Annotated in this window: 10 protein-coding genes and 1 pseudogene; 7 read left to right on the top strand and 4 right to left on the bottom strand. The window is 69.2% G+C overall.

The annotated features are described in order from the left end of the window. Nucleotides 1-63: 63 nt before the first annotated feature. From rbfA to BVIR_RS14990, 5 genes and pseudogenes are all read left to right on the top strand, one after another. Nucleotides 64-513 carry a 30S ribosome-binding factor RbfA gene (gene rbfA / locus BVIR_RS15015; RefSeq protein ID WP_055038370.1) on the top strand — a complete coding sequence of 150 codons (450 nt, stop codon included), beginning with the start codon at nt 64-66 and terminating at the stop codon, nt 511-513. Beyond that, nucleotides 471-1454: pseudogene (gene truB, locus BVIR_RS15010) on the top strand (tRNA pseudouridine(55) synthase TruB); the annotation flags it as partial. The gene rbfA and the pseudogene truB, both read left to right, overlap by 43 nt. A gap of 219 nt (nt 1455-1673) precedes the next feature. After that, nucleotides 1674-1943, top strand: coding sequence for a 30S ribosomal protein S15 (rpsO, locus tag BVIR_RS15005; protein WP_055038369.1), 270 nt, complete (start codon nt 1674-1676; stop codon nt 1941-1943). A gap of 475 nt (nt 1944-2418) precedes the next feature. Further along, entirely contained in the window at nt 2419-4596 is a 2178-nt protein-coding gene (pnp, locus tag BVIR_RS15000) for a polyribonucleotide nucleotidyltransferase (RefSeq protein WP_055038943.1), read from the top strand. A 1196-nt stretch (nt 4597-5792) separates the two neighbouring features. After that, nucleotides 5793-9140, top strand: coding sequence for a sensor domain-containing protein (locus BVIR_RS14990; RefSeq protein ID WP_145911937.1), 3348 nt, complete (start codon nt 5793-5795; stop codon nt 9138-9140). Here BVIR_RS14990 and BVIR_RS14985 read toward each other — a convergent pair. Then, nucleotides 9032-9967, bottom strand: coding sequence for a class I SAM-dependent DNA methyltransferase (locus BVIR_RS14985; RefSeq protein WP_055038942.1), 936 nt, complete (start codon nt 9965-9967; stop codon nt 9032-9034). The genes BVIR_RS14990 and BVIR_RS14985 overlap by 109 nt on opposite strands. A gap of 904 nt (nt 9968-10871) precedes the next feature. Here BVIR_RS14985 and BVIR_RS14980 point away from each other — a divergent pair. Then, on the top strand, nt 10872-11204 hold the full coding sequence (locus BVIR_RS14980) for a DUF6460 domain-containing protein (RefSeq protein WP_055038366.1): 333 nt from the start codon (nt 10872-10874) through the stop codon (nt 11202-11204). 82 nt (nt 11205-11286) lie between these two features. Here BVIR_RS14980 and BVIR_RS14975 read toward each other — a convergent pair whose 3' ends face one another. Continuing rightward, the gene (locus BVIR_RS14975) at nt 11287-12357 is read right to left on the bottom strand and encodes a quinone-dependent dihydroorotate dehydrogenase (protein WP_055038365.1); all 1071 of its coding nucleotides are present in this window, start codon (nt 12355-12357) and stop codon (nt 11287-11289) included. Then, a complete protein-coding gene (locus BVIR_RS14970; RefSeq protein ID WP_055038364.1) occupies nt 12354-12710 on the bottom strand; it encodes a DUF952 domain-containing protein in 357 nt (118 codons plus the stop codon). The genes BVIR_RS14975 and BVIR_RS14970 overlap by 4 nt, the downstream gene beginning before the upstream one ends. 493 nt (nt 12711-13203) lie before the next feature. Here BVIR_RS14970 and BVIR_RS14965 point away from each other — a divergent pair, with 493 nt between their 5' ends. After that, nucleotides 13204-13830 carry a S24 family peptidase gene (locus tag BVIR_RS14965; RefSeq protein ID WP_055038363.1) on the top strand — a complete coding sequence of 209 codons (627 nt, stop codon included), beginning with the start codon at nt 13204-13206 and terminating at the stop codon, nt 13828-13830. Between the two features lie 44 nt (nt 13831-13874). On the opposite strand, the gene BVIR_RS14960 is transcribed toward BVIR_RS14965, so the two are convergent. Then, nucleotides 13875-14414, bottom strand: coding sequence for a hypothetical protein (locus BVIR_RS14960; RefSeq protein WP_055038362.1), 540 nt, complete (start codon nt 14412-14414; stop codon nt 13875-13877). Nucleotides 14415-14665 lie beyond the last annotated feature (251 nt).

The raw sequence follows: 14665 nt of genomic DNA, 5'->3' as shown, positions 1-14665 counted from the left end.
TTCGCCAACTCCGTGTCCGAACCCGCCGCCGCCACACCCGCCGCCGCCATACCCGTTGACGCCATGTCCCGAGCCCATTCCGACAGCGCCAAGTCCGGCCCCTCGCAGCGACAGCTCCGGGTGGCAGAACTGGTGCGCCACGCCATCTCCGACATCCTCTCGCGCGGCGACATCAACGATCCGGTGATCGCCGCCCACCTCATCACCGTGCCGGAGGTGCGGATGTCGCCCGACCTTCGCCTGGCGACGATCTACATCGTCGCGCTCGGCGGCAAGGACGAGGCCTTGGTGCTCAAGGCGCTGGGGTCGCACCTGAAGTTCATCCGCACCGAGATCGCCCGCCGCGTCAATCTGCGCTACGCGCCGGACATCCGCTTTCACCGCGACGACCGCTTCGAGGAGGCCGAGCGCATCGACCGTCTGCTGCGCTCGCCCGAGGTGGCGCGCGACCTCGGCGCGGCCGAAACGCCCGACGATCCGGAAGACTCAGACGACGAGGAGACCAAGTCTTGAACGCTCCGCGGCGCCCCAAGCGCGATGTCGACGGCTGGCTGATCCTGGACAAGCCGGTCGGCATGACTTCGACCCATGCCGTCTCCATCGTCAAGCGGGCCTTCCAGGCCAAGAAGGCCGGCCATGCCGGCACGCTCGACCCGCTCGCCTCCGGCGTGCTGCCGATCGCGCTCGGCGAGGCCACCAAGACGGTGCCGATGGTGATGGACGGCCGCAAGGCCTACCGCTTCACCGTGCGCTGGGGCGTTGAGACCGACACCGACGACGCCGAGGGCCGCGCGGTCGCGACCTCGGAGGTCCGGCCCGACCCGGCTGCGGTGCGGGCGCTGCTGGCGCGCTTCACCGGCGAGATCCTGCAGGTGCCGCCGCGCTATTCGGCGATCAAGATCGACGGCGAGCGCGCCTACGACCTCGCCCGCGAGGGCGAGGAGGTGGTGCTGGAGGCGCGCCCGGTGATCATCGACAGCCTGGAGCTGGTGGCGGTGCCCGATCGCGACCACGCCGAGTTCGAGGCAATCTGCGGCAAGGGCACCTATGTGCGGGCGCTCGCCCGCGACATCGGCCGCGTGCTCGGCACCCACGGCCACGTCGTTGCGCTGCGGCGGACCTCGGTCGGCCCGTTCCACGCCGACACTGCGGCGGCGATTGCGCCGCTCGAGGCGCTGTTCGACGCCGAACCGGAGGCGCGGCTCGCCGCCATCCGCGCGCTGGTGCAGCCGGTCGAATCGGCGCTGACCCAGCTCGCCTGCGTTCCGGTCAGCTCCAACGACGCCGCACGGCTGCACCGTGGCCAGCCGGTGCTGCTGCGCGGCCGCGACGCCCCGGTGATGGCCGGGCTGGTCTACGTCACCGCCGGCGGCAATCTGGTTGCGCTGGCCGACGTCGAGCAGGGCGAACTGGTGCCCAAACGGGTGTTCAAGCTGGCCGGAGCGCGGCTCTGAAGATGCGTCAGCGAGCCCCGGTTGCAGGCGATTTGCCGCGCTCCTGGGAAGGTGTTATACGCGCAATCCCCCGCCTCGGCCGTATCCCGGCCGGGCGGATCTCGATGCGACGCGGCTGGACGACATCCCGGCCGCTGCCGCAACCGCTTTGGCGGATGGGCAAGACCAACAACGGCGCTCACCGCCGCCGATTTTTCCACGACATAGAAAGGACTCCTGATGTCGATCACGGCCGAGCGCAAGGCGCAGCTGATCCAGGAATACGCCACCAAGCCGGGCGATACCGGCTCGCCTGAAGTCCAGGTCGCGGTGCTCACCGAGCGCATTGCCAACCTGACCGGGCACTTCAAGACCCACGGCAAGGACAACCACTCTCGCCGCGGCCTTCTCAAGATGGTGTCGACGCGCCGCTCGCTGCTCGACTACGTCAAGGCCAAGGATGAGCAGCGCTATCGCACGCTGATCGAGCGACTCGGCATCCGCCGCTGACGCCGGCGCCGCAAGGACGGGGAAGACCAGTCTTGCGGCCGAGGTTGCGACAGGCCAAACGCGTTGGAGGCGCTCCGATCGGGCTCGACCTGGCGGCAGGCGGCTCCAACGAAACAGCGGGTCGGGCGGTTCGCCCGGTCCACCGGCGGCGCGCCGCGCCGCCGCCGCATTGCGGCATCAAGCGGAGGGTCGCGACCCGTCCGCCAGGATGGAGGTCCAGCGCCTTCGTTTGGGGGCTGGTGCGCATCATCCGACGTTCAACACGCTGGGCCGACCTCTTGACGTTCGCGGAAGGCGAGGTCGCCCGCAAGGATTTTTTCGCCCGTGACGAAGGCCTCGGCAGGATCGCCGGATGCTGTTGCGCTCAAGGACTGGGCGCGCGCCGATTTGGCGTGCGCGCGTCGGGTCCGCCCCGCAGCCTCCCGCCGTCTTGCTCGCGGCCTTCGCCTCGGCGATAGCCAAGGAGAAAGACCACATGTTTGAAATCCATCGGGAAGAGCTGATCTGGGCCGGCCGCAAGCTGACCATCGAGACCGGAAAGATGGCGCGTCAGGCCGACGGCGCCGTCGTCGTCACCTATGGCGAGACCAAGGTGCTCGCCACCGTGGTGTCGATGAAGGAGCCCAAGCCGGGCGTCGACTTCTTCCCCCTCACCGTCAATTACCAGGAGAAGTTCTACGCCGCGGGCCGCATCCCCGGCGGCTTCTTCAAGCGCGAAGGTCGCCCGACCGAGCGCGAGACCTTGATCTGCCGTTTGATCGACCGCCCGATCCGCCCGCTGTTCCCGGACGGCTATCGCCACGACACCCAGGTGGTGGTGACGACGCTGTCGCACGACCTTGAGTCCGATCCCGACATTCCGGCCTTGCTGGCGGCGTCCGCCGCGCTGACCATCTCGGGCATTCCGTTCATGGGTCCGGTCGGCGCCGCCCGCGTCGGCTACATCAATGGCGAGTTCGTGCTCAACCCGCAGCTCGACGAGATGAGCGAGTCCAAGCTCGACCTCGTGGTCGCCGGCACCGCCGACGCCGTGCTGATGGTCGAGTCGGAAGCCAAGGAGCTGCCCGAGGACGTCATGCTCGGCGCGGTGATGTTCGGCCACAAGCACTTCCAGCCGGTGATCGACGCCATCATCCGCCTCGCTGAGAAGGCGGCGAAGGAGCCGCGCGAGCTGAAGGTGGCGGACTCCTCGGAGCTCGAGAACGCCGTTCTCGGCCTGATCGAGGGCGATCTGCGCGAGGCCTATCGCATCGCGGCCAAGCAGGAGCGCCACGACAAGGTCGACGCCGCCCGCGCCAAGGTCATTGCGGCGCTGCTGCCGGAAGGCGGCGAGGCGCGCTGGACGGCGTTGCAGGTGAAAGAGGCGTTCAAGACGATCGAAGCCAAGATCGTGCGCTGGAACATCCTCGACACCGGCATCCGCATCGACGGCCGCGACGTCAAGACCGTGCGCCCGATCGTGGCCGAAGCCGGCGTGCTGCCGCGCGCTCATGGCTCGGCGCTGTTCACCCGCGGCGAGACCCAGGCGCTGGTGATCGCCACGCTCGGCACCGGCGAGGACGAGCAGTTCGTCGATGCCCTGGAGGGGACCTACAAGGAACCCTTCATGCTGCACTACAACTTCCCACCATTCTCGGTCGGCGAGACCGGCCGCATGGGCGGGCCCGGCCGCCGCGAAATCGGTCACGGCAAGCTGGCCTGGCGCGCCATTCACCCGATGCTGCCGCCGCACCACGAGTTCCCCTACACCTTGCGCGTGGTGTCGGAGATCCTGGAGTCGAACGGCTCCTCGTCGATGGCCACGGTGTGCGGCACCTCGCTCGCCCTGATGGACGCCGGCGTGCCGCTGCGCCGGCCGACCGCCGGCATCGCCATGGGCCTGATCCTGGAAGGCGAGCGCTTCGCGGTGCTCACCGACATCCTGGGCGATGAGGACCACCTCGGCGATATGGACTTCAAGGTGGCGGGCACGTCGGAAGGCGTCACCTCGCTGCAGATGGACATCAAGATCGCCGGCATCACCGAAGAGATCATGCGGGTCGCCCTCGGCCAGGCCAAGGACGGCCGCCTGCATATTCTGGGCGAAATGTCCAAGGCGCTGACCTCGGCGCGCGCCGAGCTCGGCGAGCACGCCCCGCGCATTGAGGTGATGCACATTCCGGTCGACAAGATCCGCGAAGTGATCGGTTCGGGCGGCAAGGTGATCCGCGAGATCGTCGAGAAGACCGGCGCCAAGATCGACATCCAGGACGACGGCACCGTCAAGGTCGCATCCGCCAACGGCGAATCGATCCGCGCGGCGATGAACTGGATCAAGTCGATCGCCTCCGAGCCGGAAGTCGGCCTGATCTATGACGGCACGGTGGTGAAGGTCACCGACTTCGGCGCGTTCGTGAACTTCTTCGGCTCGCGCGACGGCCTCGTCCACATCAGCCAGCTTGCCTCCAAGCGGGTGCAGAAGGCTTCCGACGTCGTCAAAGAAGGCGACAAGGTCAAGGTGAAGCTGCTCGGCTTCGACGAACGCGGCAAGGTGCGGCTGTCGATGAAGGTGGTCGACCAGGAGACCGGCGAGGACATCGAGGCCAAGCAGAAGGCCGAGGAGGCCAAGCAGCGCGAGCAGCAGGGCGACGGCGAGGCCGGCCAGGCGCAGTGACCAAACGTCCCGCGATCACGCTGTGATCGGGACGGTATTCGCGAAAGGGCGGCCCAACGGCCGCCCTTTTTCGTCGCGGGGTGTCACGTTTGCCGGTTATCCGCACCAGCCCGTCGCGGTCGGCGATGACGATTGCCTCGGTCGAGGTCTCGATCAGCCGCTGGGCGTGGCAACCGCGGCAGTCCTCCATGGTTGTCGCCAGCGGTAACGACGTTTCGCGGTGTGCGGGAAAGGCTGGCCCACGTTACGAGCATGCCGGCGGCGTGCCGGAGCGTCCGTTTCGCGTTCGGAATTTCCAAGAAATCCAGCGGCTTGCGCTCCGCTGCCATGCCGCCGCCGCACCGGCAATGCCGGGCGAATCGGCCAGGCAACGCCCCCGCCGACGGGACGTTAAACCCTTGATTAACGCGAGGTAAGTTGTAGCTTATTTCCGTTACTTGACCGATTCGCACCCGAAATTCCATTGGGCAGGGCCACGATGAGCTCCCTCCCTGTCATCGGCGGACGCCTTGCCGGGTACCTCGAAGACTTCGCCAAGGCACCGACCGAGCGAGGGGCGGTAGACCCGCGGCCCCGCCTCTCCGCCTCCGCCGATGACGGCGGGGCGTCGGGCGGGCGTGACACCGCGCGCGATACCGAAACGGTGGCGAGCGCGAGGCTGGAGACGGCCCCGGAGCCGAGCACCCCGCCGATACGAGCGACCCACCTGCGCGGCCGGCTGGTCGATCGGCTCGTTTAGTATTCCGGATACGGTTTCCGGATGATCACGTCGTGATCCCAGCAACGCCCTCGCCAAAAATCCTTGATCGGAAGGGGTCTTTCCGGCGACCGGACTTTGAAGCTGAGGCCGGATCGGCCGGATTTCGGTGTCCGGAGCGACCGTCCGGATATCGGACGATGGCGCATTTTGGGCGAACGGTGGCCGAATAGCGCAACAGCAAAGCGACCAGCCCGGAATTGCAGCCATAACGGGCGCATTCGAACGCGCCGGCGTCAGGCCGCGACCGTAATGCCGGCGTGGCGGCTGTCGCAGAAACCACCCGAATTTTCGAAGTTTCCATCAATCTCGTTTTTACGAACGGTGGTTACCATTACAACCGTTAGCCGTCACCATCACTCGCAACGTGCGACTGGCCGTCCCACCCGGGTGCGGATCGCCGGTCGATGCGGTGCGCAAGGGCAGCGAACGCCAAGCCATGACCGGAATTGGATCACACGGCGCTAGTTTTCGCTCGTCCGAGGGCGAAGGTCATCACCTCGCGCCGCCGGTCGCGGCAGCGGACCTTGCCGCCCGGCTCGGCGCGCTCGACCGCACCGCGCTGGTCGCCGAGTTCGATGGCGCCGGCCGCTTCGTCAGCGTCAACGACACGCTGTGCCGCGCCATCGGCGTCGTCGGTGCGGCCCTGATTGGGAAGAGCTACCTCGCGCTGACCGCTGGCGTGCGGCCGCCCGAGGCGGCGGCATTCGCCGCGGCGATGGCGGCGGGGCGAACGTGGCGCGGCGACGTTCGCGTTCGCACAGGGCGCGGCGACCACATCTGGCTCGACCTCGCTTTGACGCCGCGGCCCGACGCCGAGGGCCGGGTCGGCTGCACCGCCATCGGCCTCGACATCACCGGCCGCAAGGACACCGAGCACGCCCTTCGCCGCCGCGAGACGCTCTATCGCTCGATGATGATGGCGCTCGGCGAGGGCATCTTCATCCTCGACGCCGAGGCCCACATCATCTCCGCCAACCCGGCCGCGGGCCGCATCCTCGGCGTCAACCACGAGGAACTGATCTATCCCAACTCCGGCGGTCCGCGCTGGGATGCCGTCACCGAGCACGGCCAGCCGCTGCCGGTGCGGCGGTTTCCGGCGATGGTGACGCTGGCCACCGGCCTGCCGCAGCGCAACGTGGTGATGGGGCTGCGCGGCGCCGGCAGCGGCACCACCTGGGTTTCCGTCAATTCGGAGCCGATCTTCGAGGCCGGCAGCACAAGACCGAGCGCGGTGATCACCTCGTTCACCGACATCACCGCCCGCAAGCAGGCCCAGGAGGTGCTGGCCGAGGCGGTCGCCGCCATTCCGGACGGTTTTGCGGTCTATGACGACAGCGATCGGCTGTTGATGTGCAACGATGCCTACCGCGCGTTCTACGCACACTCCGCGACGGCGATTAGGCCCGGCGCCGGCTTCGAGGAGATCCTGCGCTATGGGCTCGCCCACGGCCAGTATCCGGAGGCGGGCGAGGCCGCCGAACAGCAAGAAGCGTGGGTGGCCGAGCGGCTCAGGCTGCACCGCTCCCCCTCCAGCGACAGCCTTCAGTTGCTGGAGAACGGGCGCTGGCTGCAGCTGCGCGAGCGGCGCACCCCGTCCGGCTACACCGTCGGCCTTCGCATCGACGTCAGCGAGATCAAGCGCCACGCCGCGACGCTGCAGGCGGTGGTCGACAATTTTCCCGGCGGCGTGTCGTTTTTCGACAGTGACCTCAATCTGGTGGTCTGCAACGTGCAGTTCCGCACCCTGCTCGAGCTGCCGGACGAGCTGTTCGCGCACGGCCTGCCGACGCTGGAGATGATCTTCCGCACCAATGCCGAGCGCGGCGAATACGGCCCCGGCGACCCGGCGCGGCAGGTGCGGGCGCGGCTGGAGCTGGCGCGGCGCGGCGAGCCGCACCTGTTCGAGCGCGTCCGCCCCGACGGCACCGTGGTCGAGATCCGCGGCACGCCGGTGCCCGGCGGCGGCTTCATCACCACCTATGTCGACATGACCGCGCGCCGCGCCGCCGAAAAGCTGCTCAGCGACAGCGAGCGCCGCGCCCGCGAGAAGTCGGCGGCGCTGCAGATCACACTGGCGCACATGAGCCAGGGCCTCACCATGTTCGACGCCGACGGCAAGCTGAAGGTGTGGAACGACCGCGTCGTCGATATGTACGGCCTGCCGTCGGACGTGATGAGCCGCGGCGCCAGCTTTGCCGACATCCTGAAGGCCTGCCAACCATTTCACACCTTCGACGACGGCGTTGACACCTTCGTCGGCGCGCTGTGGCAGGAGCTCGCCCAGGGCAACACCTTCGCCGACACATGGCGCCTCAGCGACGGGCGGGTGATCGCGGTGGTCCACACCCCGATCGCCGACGGCGGCTGGGTGTCGACCCACGAGGACGTCACCGAGCGCGAGCACGCCGCGCGGAAGATCAGCCATCTCGCCCACCACGATCCGCTCACCGGCCTTGCCAACCGCGCCCATTTCAAGGCTGAGGTCGAAGCCGCGCTGGCCCAGGGCGCTGCCCGCGGCGACAGCCTTGCCGTGCTGCTGGTCGACCTCGATCGCTTCAAGCCGGTCAACGACACCCTCGGCCACGCCGCCGGCGATCAGCTGCTGCAGGTGGTGGCGGCGCGGATGCGCGCCGAGGTCGGCGCCGGCGACGTGGTGGCGCGGCTCGGTGGCGACGAGTTCGCCATCCTGCAGCGCAGCCGGCCCGACCAGCACGCCGCCGCCGTCGCGCTCGCCGCCCGCCTGATCGAGCGCATCGGCAGCGTGTTCGATCTGGACGGCCGGCAGGTGGCGATCGGCGCCAGCATCGGCGTTGCCATCGCGCCGGAGGGCGGGCGCACCGTCGGCGAGCTTCTGCGCGCCGCCGACCTCGCGCTCTACAAGGTCAAGGGCAGCGGCCGCAACGCCTTCCGCGTCTTTGACGAGGGGCTCGACAGCGAGGCCAGCAGCCGCTGCCGCACCGAGGCCGAGTTGCGCGAGGCGATCGCCGCCGGCGCGCTCGAACTGCATTTTCAGCCGATCGTGGCGTTTCCGGACGAGAGCGTGTGCGGCATGGAGGCGCTGGTGCGCTGGCGCCACCCCAGCCGCGGCCTGTTGATGCCCGACCAGTTCATCGCCCTCGCCGAGGACACCGGCCTGATCGTGCCGCTTGGCGAGTGGGTGCTGCGCCACGCCTGCTTCGAGGCGGCGCGCTGGCCGGGCCACGTCCGCCTCGCCGTCAACATCTCGCCGAACCACATCAAGAAGCGCACCCTGGTCCGCAGCGTCATCCAGGCGCTGGGCGCCGCCCGGCTGCCACCCGAGCGGCTGGAAATCGAGGTCACCGAAACCGTGCTGCTGCTGCACGACGAGGCGATCCTGGCCGAACTCCAGCAGTTGCGCGATCTCGGCGTCGCGGTGGTGCTGGATGATTTCGGCACCGGCTATTCCTCGCTGTCGCACCTTCGGATGTTCACGTTCGACAAGATCAAGATCGACCGGCTGTTCGTCGCCGAGGTTGCCGAGCGGCCGGACTGCGCCGCCATCGTCTGCGCGGTCACCGGCCTCGCCCGGAGCCTGGGCATGGCCGCCACCGCCGAAGGCGTCGAAACCGCGGAGCAGGCGCGGCTGCTGCGCGCGGCCGGCTGCACCCACGCCCAGGGCTATCTGTTCGGCCGCCCCCAGCCGGCCGCGGCGGCCTACGACGTCGCCGTCTCCGGGCTGGCGGTTTCCGGTTTGGCCAGCACCGCGACCAGGCCCGGCACCGGCACGCCGCCGTCCTGCCGCGCCGAGGCCTCGGCGAGATAGGCGATCTCGAGCCCGGCGGCATCGGCGCGTTCGCGCAGATAGTCGGCGCCGTGGCGGTAGCGCAGGCTCAGGTGCAGCTCGACCCCGGCCTCGCAGCGCTCCAGGGTGGCGGCGAACAGGCCCCCCGGCTCCAGCACCCGCGCCACCTGCGCCAGCACCGGGCCGAGTTCGCCGACATAGACCATGGTGTCGGCGGCGACGATCAGGTCGGCCGCCGCGGCCGGCTCCAGCGTCAGCGCGGCGAGCAGGTCGGCGCGCACCAGCGCGTCGTAGCAGCCCCGCCGTTTCGCCTGCGCCAGCATGCCGGCCGAGAGGTCGATGCCGATCAGCGTTGCGCAGTGCGGCCGCAGCGCGGCGCCGATCAGCCCGGTGCCGCAGCCGAGGTCGAGGCAGCGGCGGACACGGAAGTCGCCGCCGCGCAGCGAGGTCAGCGCCGCCGCCAGCAACTGCGGCCCGTTGTAGCCGAGCCGGTCGACCAAAGCGTGGTCGAACTCCGGCGCGTACTGGTCGAACAGCTGCTCGACGTAACCCGACGCCATGGCGTCGGCGACCTCGCGGTCGCCGAGCCGCGCCAGCCACAGCCCGGCGCCGAGCTCGTCGCCCGGATCGGCGTCGCGCGCGTGGCGGAACGCGTTGGCAGCGGCCTCGCGCACGCCGAGGATCTGGTTCGCCTCGCCCAGCGCAAACCAAGCCGCGGCCCAGCCCGGCGCGATTTCCACGGTCTGGGCGAGAAGGTCGGCGGCGGCGGCGAGGTCGCCGTCGCGGCGATAGTCCAAAGCGAGATTGTACCGGCGGTCGGCCAGGGGATCGCCGGAGGAGCGGAACACGGGAGTTTTGAGACGCACGGGCGGTGACGCGGGGTTGTGGGTCGCGAAGTCGCAGAGCCGATCTCGCCGAACACCCTGTTCGGGAGGGTTGGCGGCGAGCCCAGCCCGGCATCCGGCGGGGTATCCGGCGGCGCCATAACTCGGCCGGATCGCCGCCGTCCGCAAGCGGTTTTGCGCCGGCTGCCGCCGCGCGGGCTTGGTTCGGTGTGCCGATACTGGACGCCGCTCTCGCCGCGAGCGCGGCGATTTCGAACGAGGCCGGAACGAACCCGGCCCGAATCGCGCGCCGGCGGGCGCTGCTTGGCGCAGCGGCGCGGTGTGCCGATCCTGGACGCCGCTCTGGCCGCGCGCGGGGCGTTTTCGAACGGGGCCTGAACGAACCCGGCCCGAATCGCGTGCCGCCGGTGGCGCCGTGATCTGGGTTACTGGCGGGTTGATGCAACGGGCCGTGCGCGGTGACGGTCTCGTCCGGGCCGGCGGCGGGCCGATCGGCGCCGCCCGGCCGGTTACCGCCGTCTCTCGCCGCGACAATGCCAATTTGACGGTTACCGGAAAGTCGAACAAGAAAGGAACAAAGGCGGCCCGAATCGCGTGCCGATCGACGCCGCCCGACTCGGCTTAACGTCGGGTTGCCGGGCGGCGGGCGCCGTCCCTGCCTGCGACATCCGCGAGTTGCCGTATCGCCAGCGGGTCGAACGAGTCCCGAACGAACCCGGACCGAATCGGTGACCTGGGAAATCGCGCCGATCAGGCCGGAGTTTCGCGGCCGGGAAATTCCTTTCGGGATCACGATGTGATCGGCCGGAAACAGCATCCAGCGGCGCCGGCGCTGGCATGGCCTTGAATGGCTGCGGTCCGCGCCCGATATTGCGAACGACTGAAACCCGCCACGCCGGAGACCGCGATGACGAACCCCGACCCCGCGTCCCCGCCGCCGGACTGGCGCGAGCCCTCCGCCGTCGACCGCTTTTTCGGCGGGCCGCCGGTGTGGGTGGCGCTGCGGCTGTTGATGCTGTCGCTGGTGGTCGGGGTGATTTTGTCGGTGATCGGGCTCGACCCGTTCAACATCATCCAGTCGCTGGTCGATTTCGTGCGCTGGATCATTCACCGCATCGAGAACGTCTTCCACCTCGGCTTCGACACCGTCGAGTGGATCGTCCGCTACGTTCTGCTCGGCGCTGCCGTGGTGGTGCCGATCTGGCTGATCGTCCGCTTCGCCAAGATGAACGAGCGCTGAGACGAATCCGGCCGGTCGGGCCGGAGGCTCGACCAGAGGCTTTTCGGGCAATCAGGCGGCGACGAGACCGACGGCTTTGGGGTTAGGCCCGGCCGGTCCAGTCGGCAACGCCGCAGCCCACCGCATCGGCGATGCTGGCATAGCCACCCTGGCTCAGCTTGCCGATCAGGCCGGCCTTGATCTCGTCCATCAGGCTCAACCCCTTGAAGATGAAGCCGCTGTAGAGCTGCACCAAACTGGCGCCGGCGGCGATCTTGGCCCAGGCCGTCTCGGCGGAGTCGACGCCGCCGACGCCGACCAGCGGAAAGGCGCCGCCGACCCGGACGAAGGTTTCCGCCAGCATCCGGGTCGAGGGCTCGAACAGCGGCCGGCCCGACAGCCCGCCGCTCTCCCCGGCGCGGGCACCCGTCAGCGTCGCCGGCCGCGCCACCGTGGTGTTCGACACCACCATGCCGTCGAGCCCGCGCCGCTTGGCGACCTCGACGATGGCGTCCAGCGCGGCGAGGTCGAGGTCGGGCGCGATCTTCAGCAGCAGCGGCCGGCGCGGCGTGGTGGCGTCGCGCGCCGCGACACAGCGCGCAACCAGATCGTCCAGCGCCGAGGCTTCCTGCAGGTCGCGAAGTCCCGGCGTGTTGGGCGAGGAGATGTTGAGGGTGAAATAGCTGGTCACCGGCGCGAATGCCGCGATCAGCGCGACATAGTCGGCGGCGCGGTCGGCCGAGTCTTTGTTGGCGCCGAGGTTGAGTCCGACCACGCCGCCCTTGCCGGCGCGGGCGGCGAGGTGCGCCCGCACCGCCTCGGCGCCCTGGTTGTTGAAGCCGAACCGGTTGATCAGGGCGCGGTCGGGGTCGAGCCGGAAAAAGCGCGGCCGCAGGTTGCCGGGCTGCGGCCGCGGCGTCACCGCGCCGGCCTCGACGAAGCCGAAGCCGAGCCTCAGCAGGGCGTCGGGCACCTCGGCGTTCTTGTCGATGCCCGCCGCGGCGCCGACCGGGTTTGGGAAGGCAAGGCCGAACACGTTGACGGCGAGACGCGGGTCGTCGGCCGGCGCCGGCAGCGGCAGCCATTTCAGCGTGGCGATGATGAGGGCGTGCACCAGTTCGGGGTCGAGCGTGCTCAGCACCGGGCGGGTCAGGCGGTCGAGAAAGCCGATCATGGCGCAAGTTCCGGAAAGACGTGGTGGCCGTCGCGGCCGAGCGCAAGCGGCTCGGCCCGCACCACCGCGGTAAGATCGAGCGGGGCATAAAGGTGCGGGAACAGCGCGCCGCCGCGCGAGGGCTCCCAGGTCAGCGCGGCGCCGAGCCGGGCGGCATCCACCGCGACCAGCACCAGATCGTCCTGGCCGGCGAAGTGGGTCGCGGCGGTCTCCGCCACCTGCGCGGCGGTGGAGAAGTGGATGAAGCCGTCGGCGAGGTCGACCGGCGCGCCGTCGAACCGGCCGGCGCTCGCGGCGGCCTGCCACAGCAGGCGCGGGACGATTTTGTAAAGGGTGATCGAGGCGGCGGACATGGCGCACGCTTAGAGCATTTCCCGCCAGCGTGGGAACCGGTTTTGCGCGCCAACAGGCAAGACGCCGAACCTGCGGGCGTCCGACCCGATGCAATAACCGAAATCCGGCGATCACGCCGGCGTCGGCCCATCCGGTCGTGGCGATGGAGGCGATGGCGTGACGGCGACCCGTCAAATCGCAGCCGTTGAAGCTTTTGCCAAGGCGGGCGGTTGGTTTGGCGCCTCGGTCGCAAGGTCTCGCCGGCGACTCGATGCGCTGAGGTAAGATACGGTCGGATCCGCAGCGATCGCGCGGTGCAAATGCAGCCAAGCTTCAGGTTGTTCGCCTGTTGTTGCGAGAAACTGATGCGTCGTTTGGCAACAACCGCCGCGATGATCGGCGAAACTACTCACAAAAGGCCATAAAGTCCCACCGCCTGCGCGCGATGCGTGGACATTAAGACGGAAGTCCTTATAGTGGAAAAGAAGCCAACGAGCCTTCGCGGAGGACGCTTTGCTGACCCATGGAGAAATCTGGGCGGCGATTGATAAGCTCGCCGAGCGGCACGGCCTGTCGACCTCAGGCTTGGCGAAGCGGGCCGGGCTCGATCCCACCACCTTCAATCGCTCCAAGCGCATCACTCCGGACGGCCGGCCGCGGTGGCCATCGACCGAGTCGATCGCCAAGATCCTGGCCGCGACCGGCGAGACCGTCGATGCCTTCATGTCGCTGCTGTCGGGCGTGTCGATGGCGCGGCGCACCGTGCCGCTGATCGGCCTGGCGCAGGCCGGCGAGGGCGGCATCTTCGACGACGCCGGCTTTCCGGTTGGCACCGGCTGGGACGCGGTGGAGTTTCCGGCGGTCGGCGACGAGAACGCCTATGCCCTGGAGATTACCGGCGATTCGATGATCCCGGCCTATCGCGACGGCTGCGTGGTGATCGTCTCGCCCAACGCCCCGGTGCGGCGCGGCGACCGCGTCGTGGTCAAGCTCAAGGAGGGCGAGGTGATGGCCAAGGAATTAAAGCGGCTGTCAGCCAAGACCATCGAGTTGAAATCGCTTAATCCGGAGCACGCCGATCTCAGCTTCAACCGCGACGCCGTTGCCTGGGTCGCCCGTATCCTGTGGGCGAGCCAGTAGCGAGGCCGCTCCCCCTTCTCGCATCCGTAAGTTCGGTCGGCTCGCTACAGCGAGTTAGGCGCCGGGGGCGGCGTTTGCGGCGGCGGCTCCGGCCGCAGCGTCTGCACCATCGCCATGAAGCGGCGGAACAGCTTTTCGACGAAGGTCATCACGCGGTCGAGCTCGGCGTCGCTCGGCAGTTCGCGCCCGGCCGGCGGCGCCGTCTCCGGCGGCCGGGTCGGGTCGGGCACCACGCCCGGCGGTACCGGCGGCGGACCGATCCGGCTCTGCTCGATCCGCCTTTCAAGCTCGGCGACGCGGGCGGACAGGCGCTGATTGTCGGAGGTCAGCCGCGCGATCTCCGCATCCAGCGCGGCACGTTCGTCCGGCGCCGTCTCGCAGGTCCATCCGGCCGGGCGGCGGGTGCAATGGCTCACCGCACCGGTGCGGCTGTCGAGCCGCATCACCCCGCCCTCGACCGGGGCGAAGCTGTAGCGGCCGGCCTCGCTGTTCGGCGTATCGGGGGGCGTTTGCGCCGCCGCCGGCGAGGCCAACAGCGCGGCAAGCGTGGCGGCTGCCGCCGCCTTGGCCAGACGATCGATCATCGCATCCTCCCTCATACGGCTTTCTGGATGATCACGTCGTGATCCCGCAAATACCCTCGCCAAAAAATCCTTGACCGGAAAGGGATTTTTCGGCGGCCGGCCGGCGATACGCCGGCTTGGCCGGCCAGGTGTCGTATCATGCCTTCATATGGGGCAGGCCGGCAGCGGCGGAAGGGCACGGTGGCGACCGCGCGACCCGGCGTCCGGCGCGAGCGCCGATCACGCCTGGCCACCGCCTGGGCGTACCGCTG

The sequence above is a fragment of the Blastochloris viridis genome (assembly GCF_001402875.1).
Lineage (GTDB): Bacteria > Pseudomonadota > Alphaproteobacteria > Rhizobiales > Xanthobacteraceae > Blastochloris > Blastochloris viridis.
Note: the sequence above shows the minus strand (reverse complement) of the source record. Positions and strands in the feature narration are given on the sequence as shown.

Excerpts from the sequence above, each read along its gene's own strand:
- rbfA (WP_055038370.1), top strand. The coding sequence starts at position 64 with ATGTCCCGAGCCCATTCCGACAGCGCCAAGTCCGGCCCCTCGCAGCGA.
- rpsO (WP_055038369.1), top strand. The coding sequence starts at position 1,674 with ATGTCGATCACGGCCGAGCGCAAGGCGCAGCTGATCCAGGAATACGCC.
- pnp (WP_055038943.1), top strand. The coding sequence starts at position 2,419 with ATGTTTGAAATCCATCGGGAAGAGCTGATCTGGGCCGGCCGCAAGCTG.
- BVIR_RS14990 (WP_145911937.1), top strand. The coding sequence starts at position 5,793 with ATGACCGGAATTGGATCACACGGCGCTAGTTTTCGCTCGTCCGAGGGC.
- BVIR_RS14980 (WP_055038366.1), top strand. The coding sequence starts at position 10,872 with ATGACGAACCCCGACCCCGCGTCCCCGCCGCCGGACTGGCGCGAGCCC.
- BVIR_RS14975 (WP_055038365.1), bottom strand. The coding sequence starts at position 12,357 with ATGATCGGCTTTCTCGACCGCCTGACCCGCCCGGTGCTGAGCACGCTC.
- BVIR_RS14970 (WP_055038364.1), bottom strand. The coding sequence starts at position 12,710 with ATGTCCGCCGCCTCGATCACCCTTTACAAAATCGTCCCGCGCCTGCTG.
- BVIR_RS14960 (WP_055038362.1), bottom strand. The coding sequence starts at position 14,414 with ATGATCGATCGTCTGGCCAAGGCGGCGGCAGCCGCCACGCTTGCCGCG.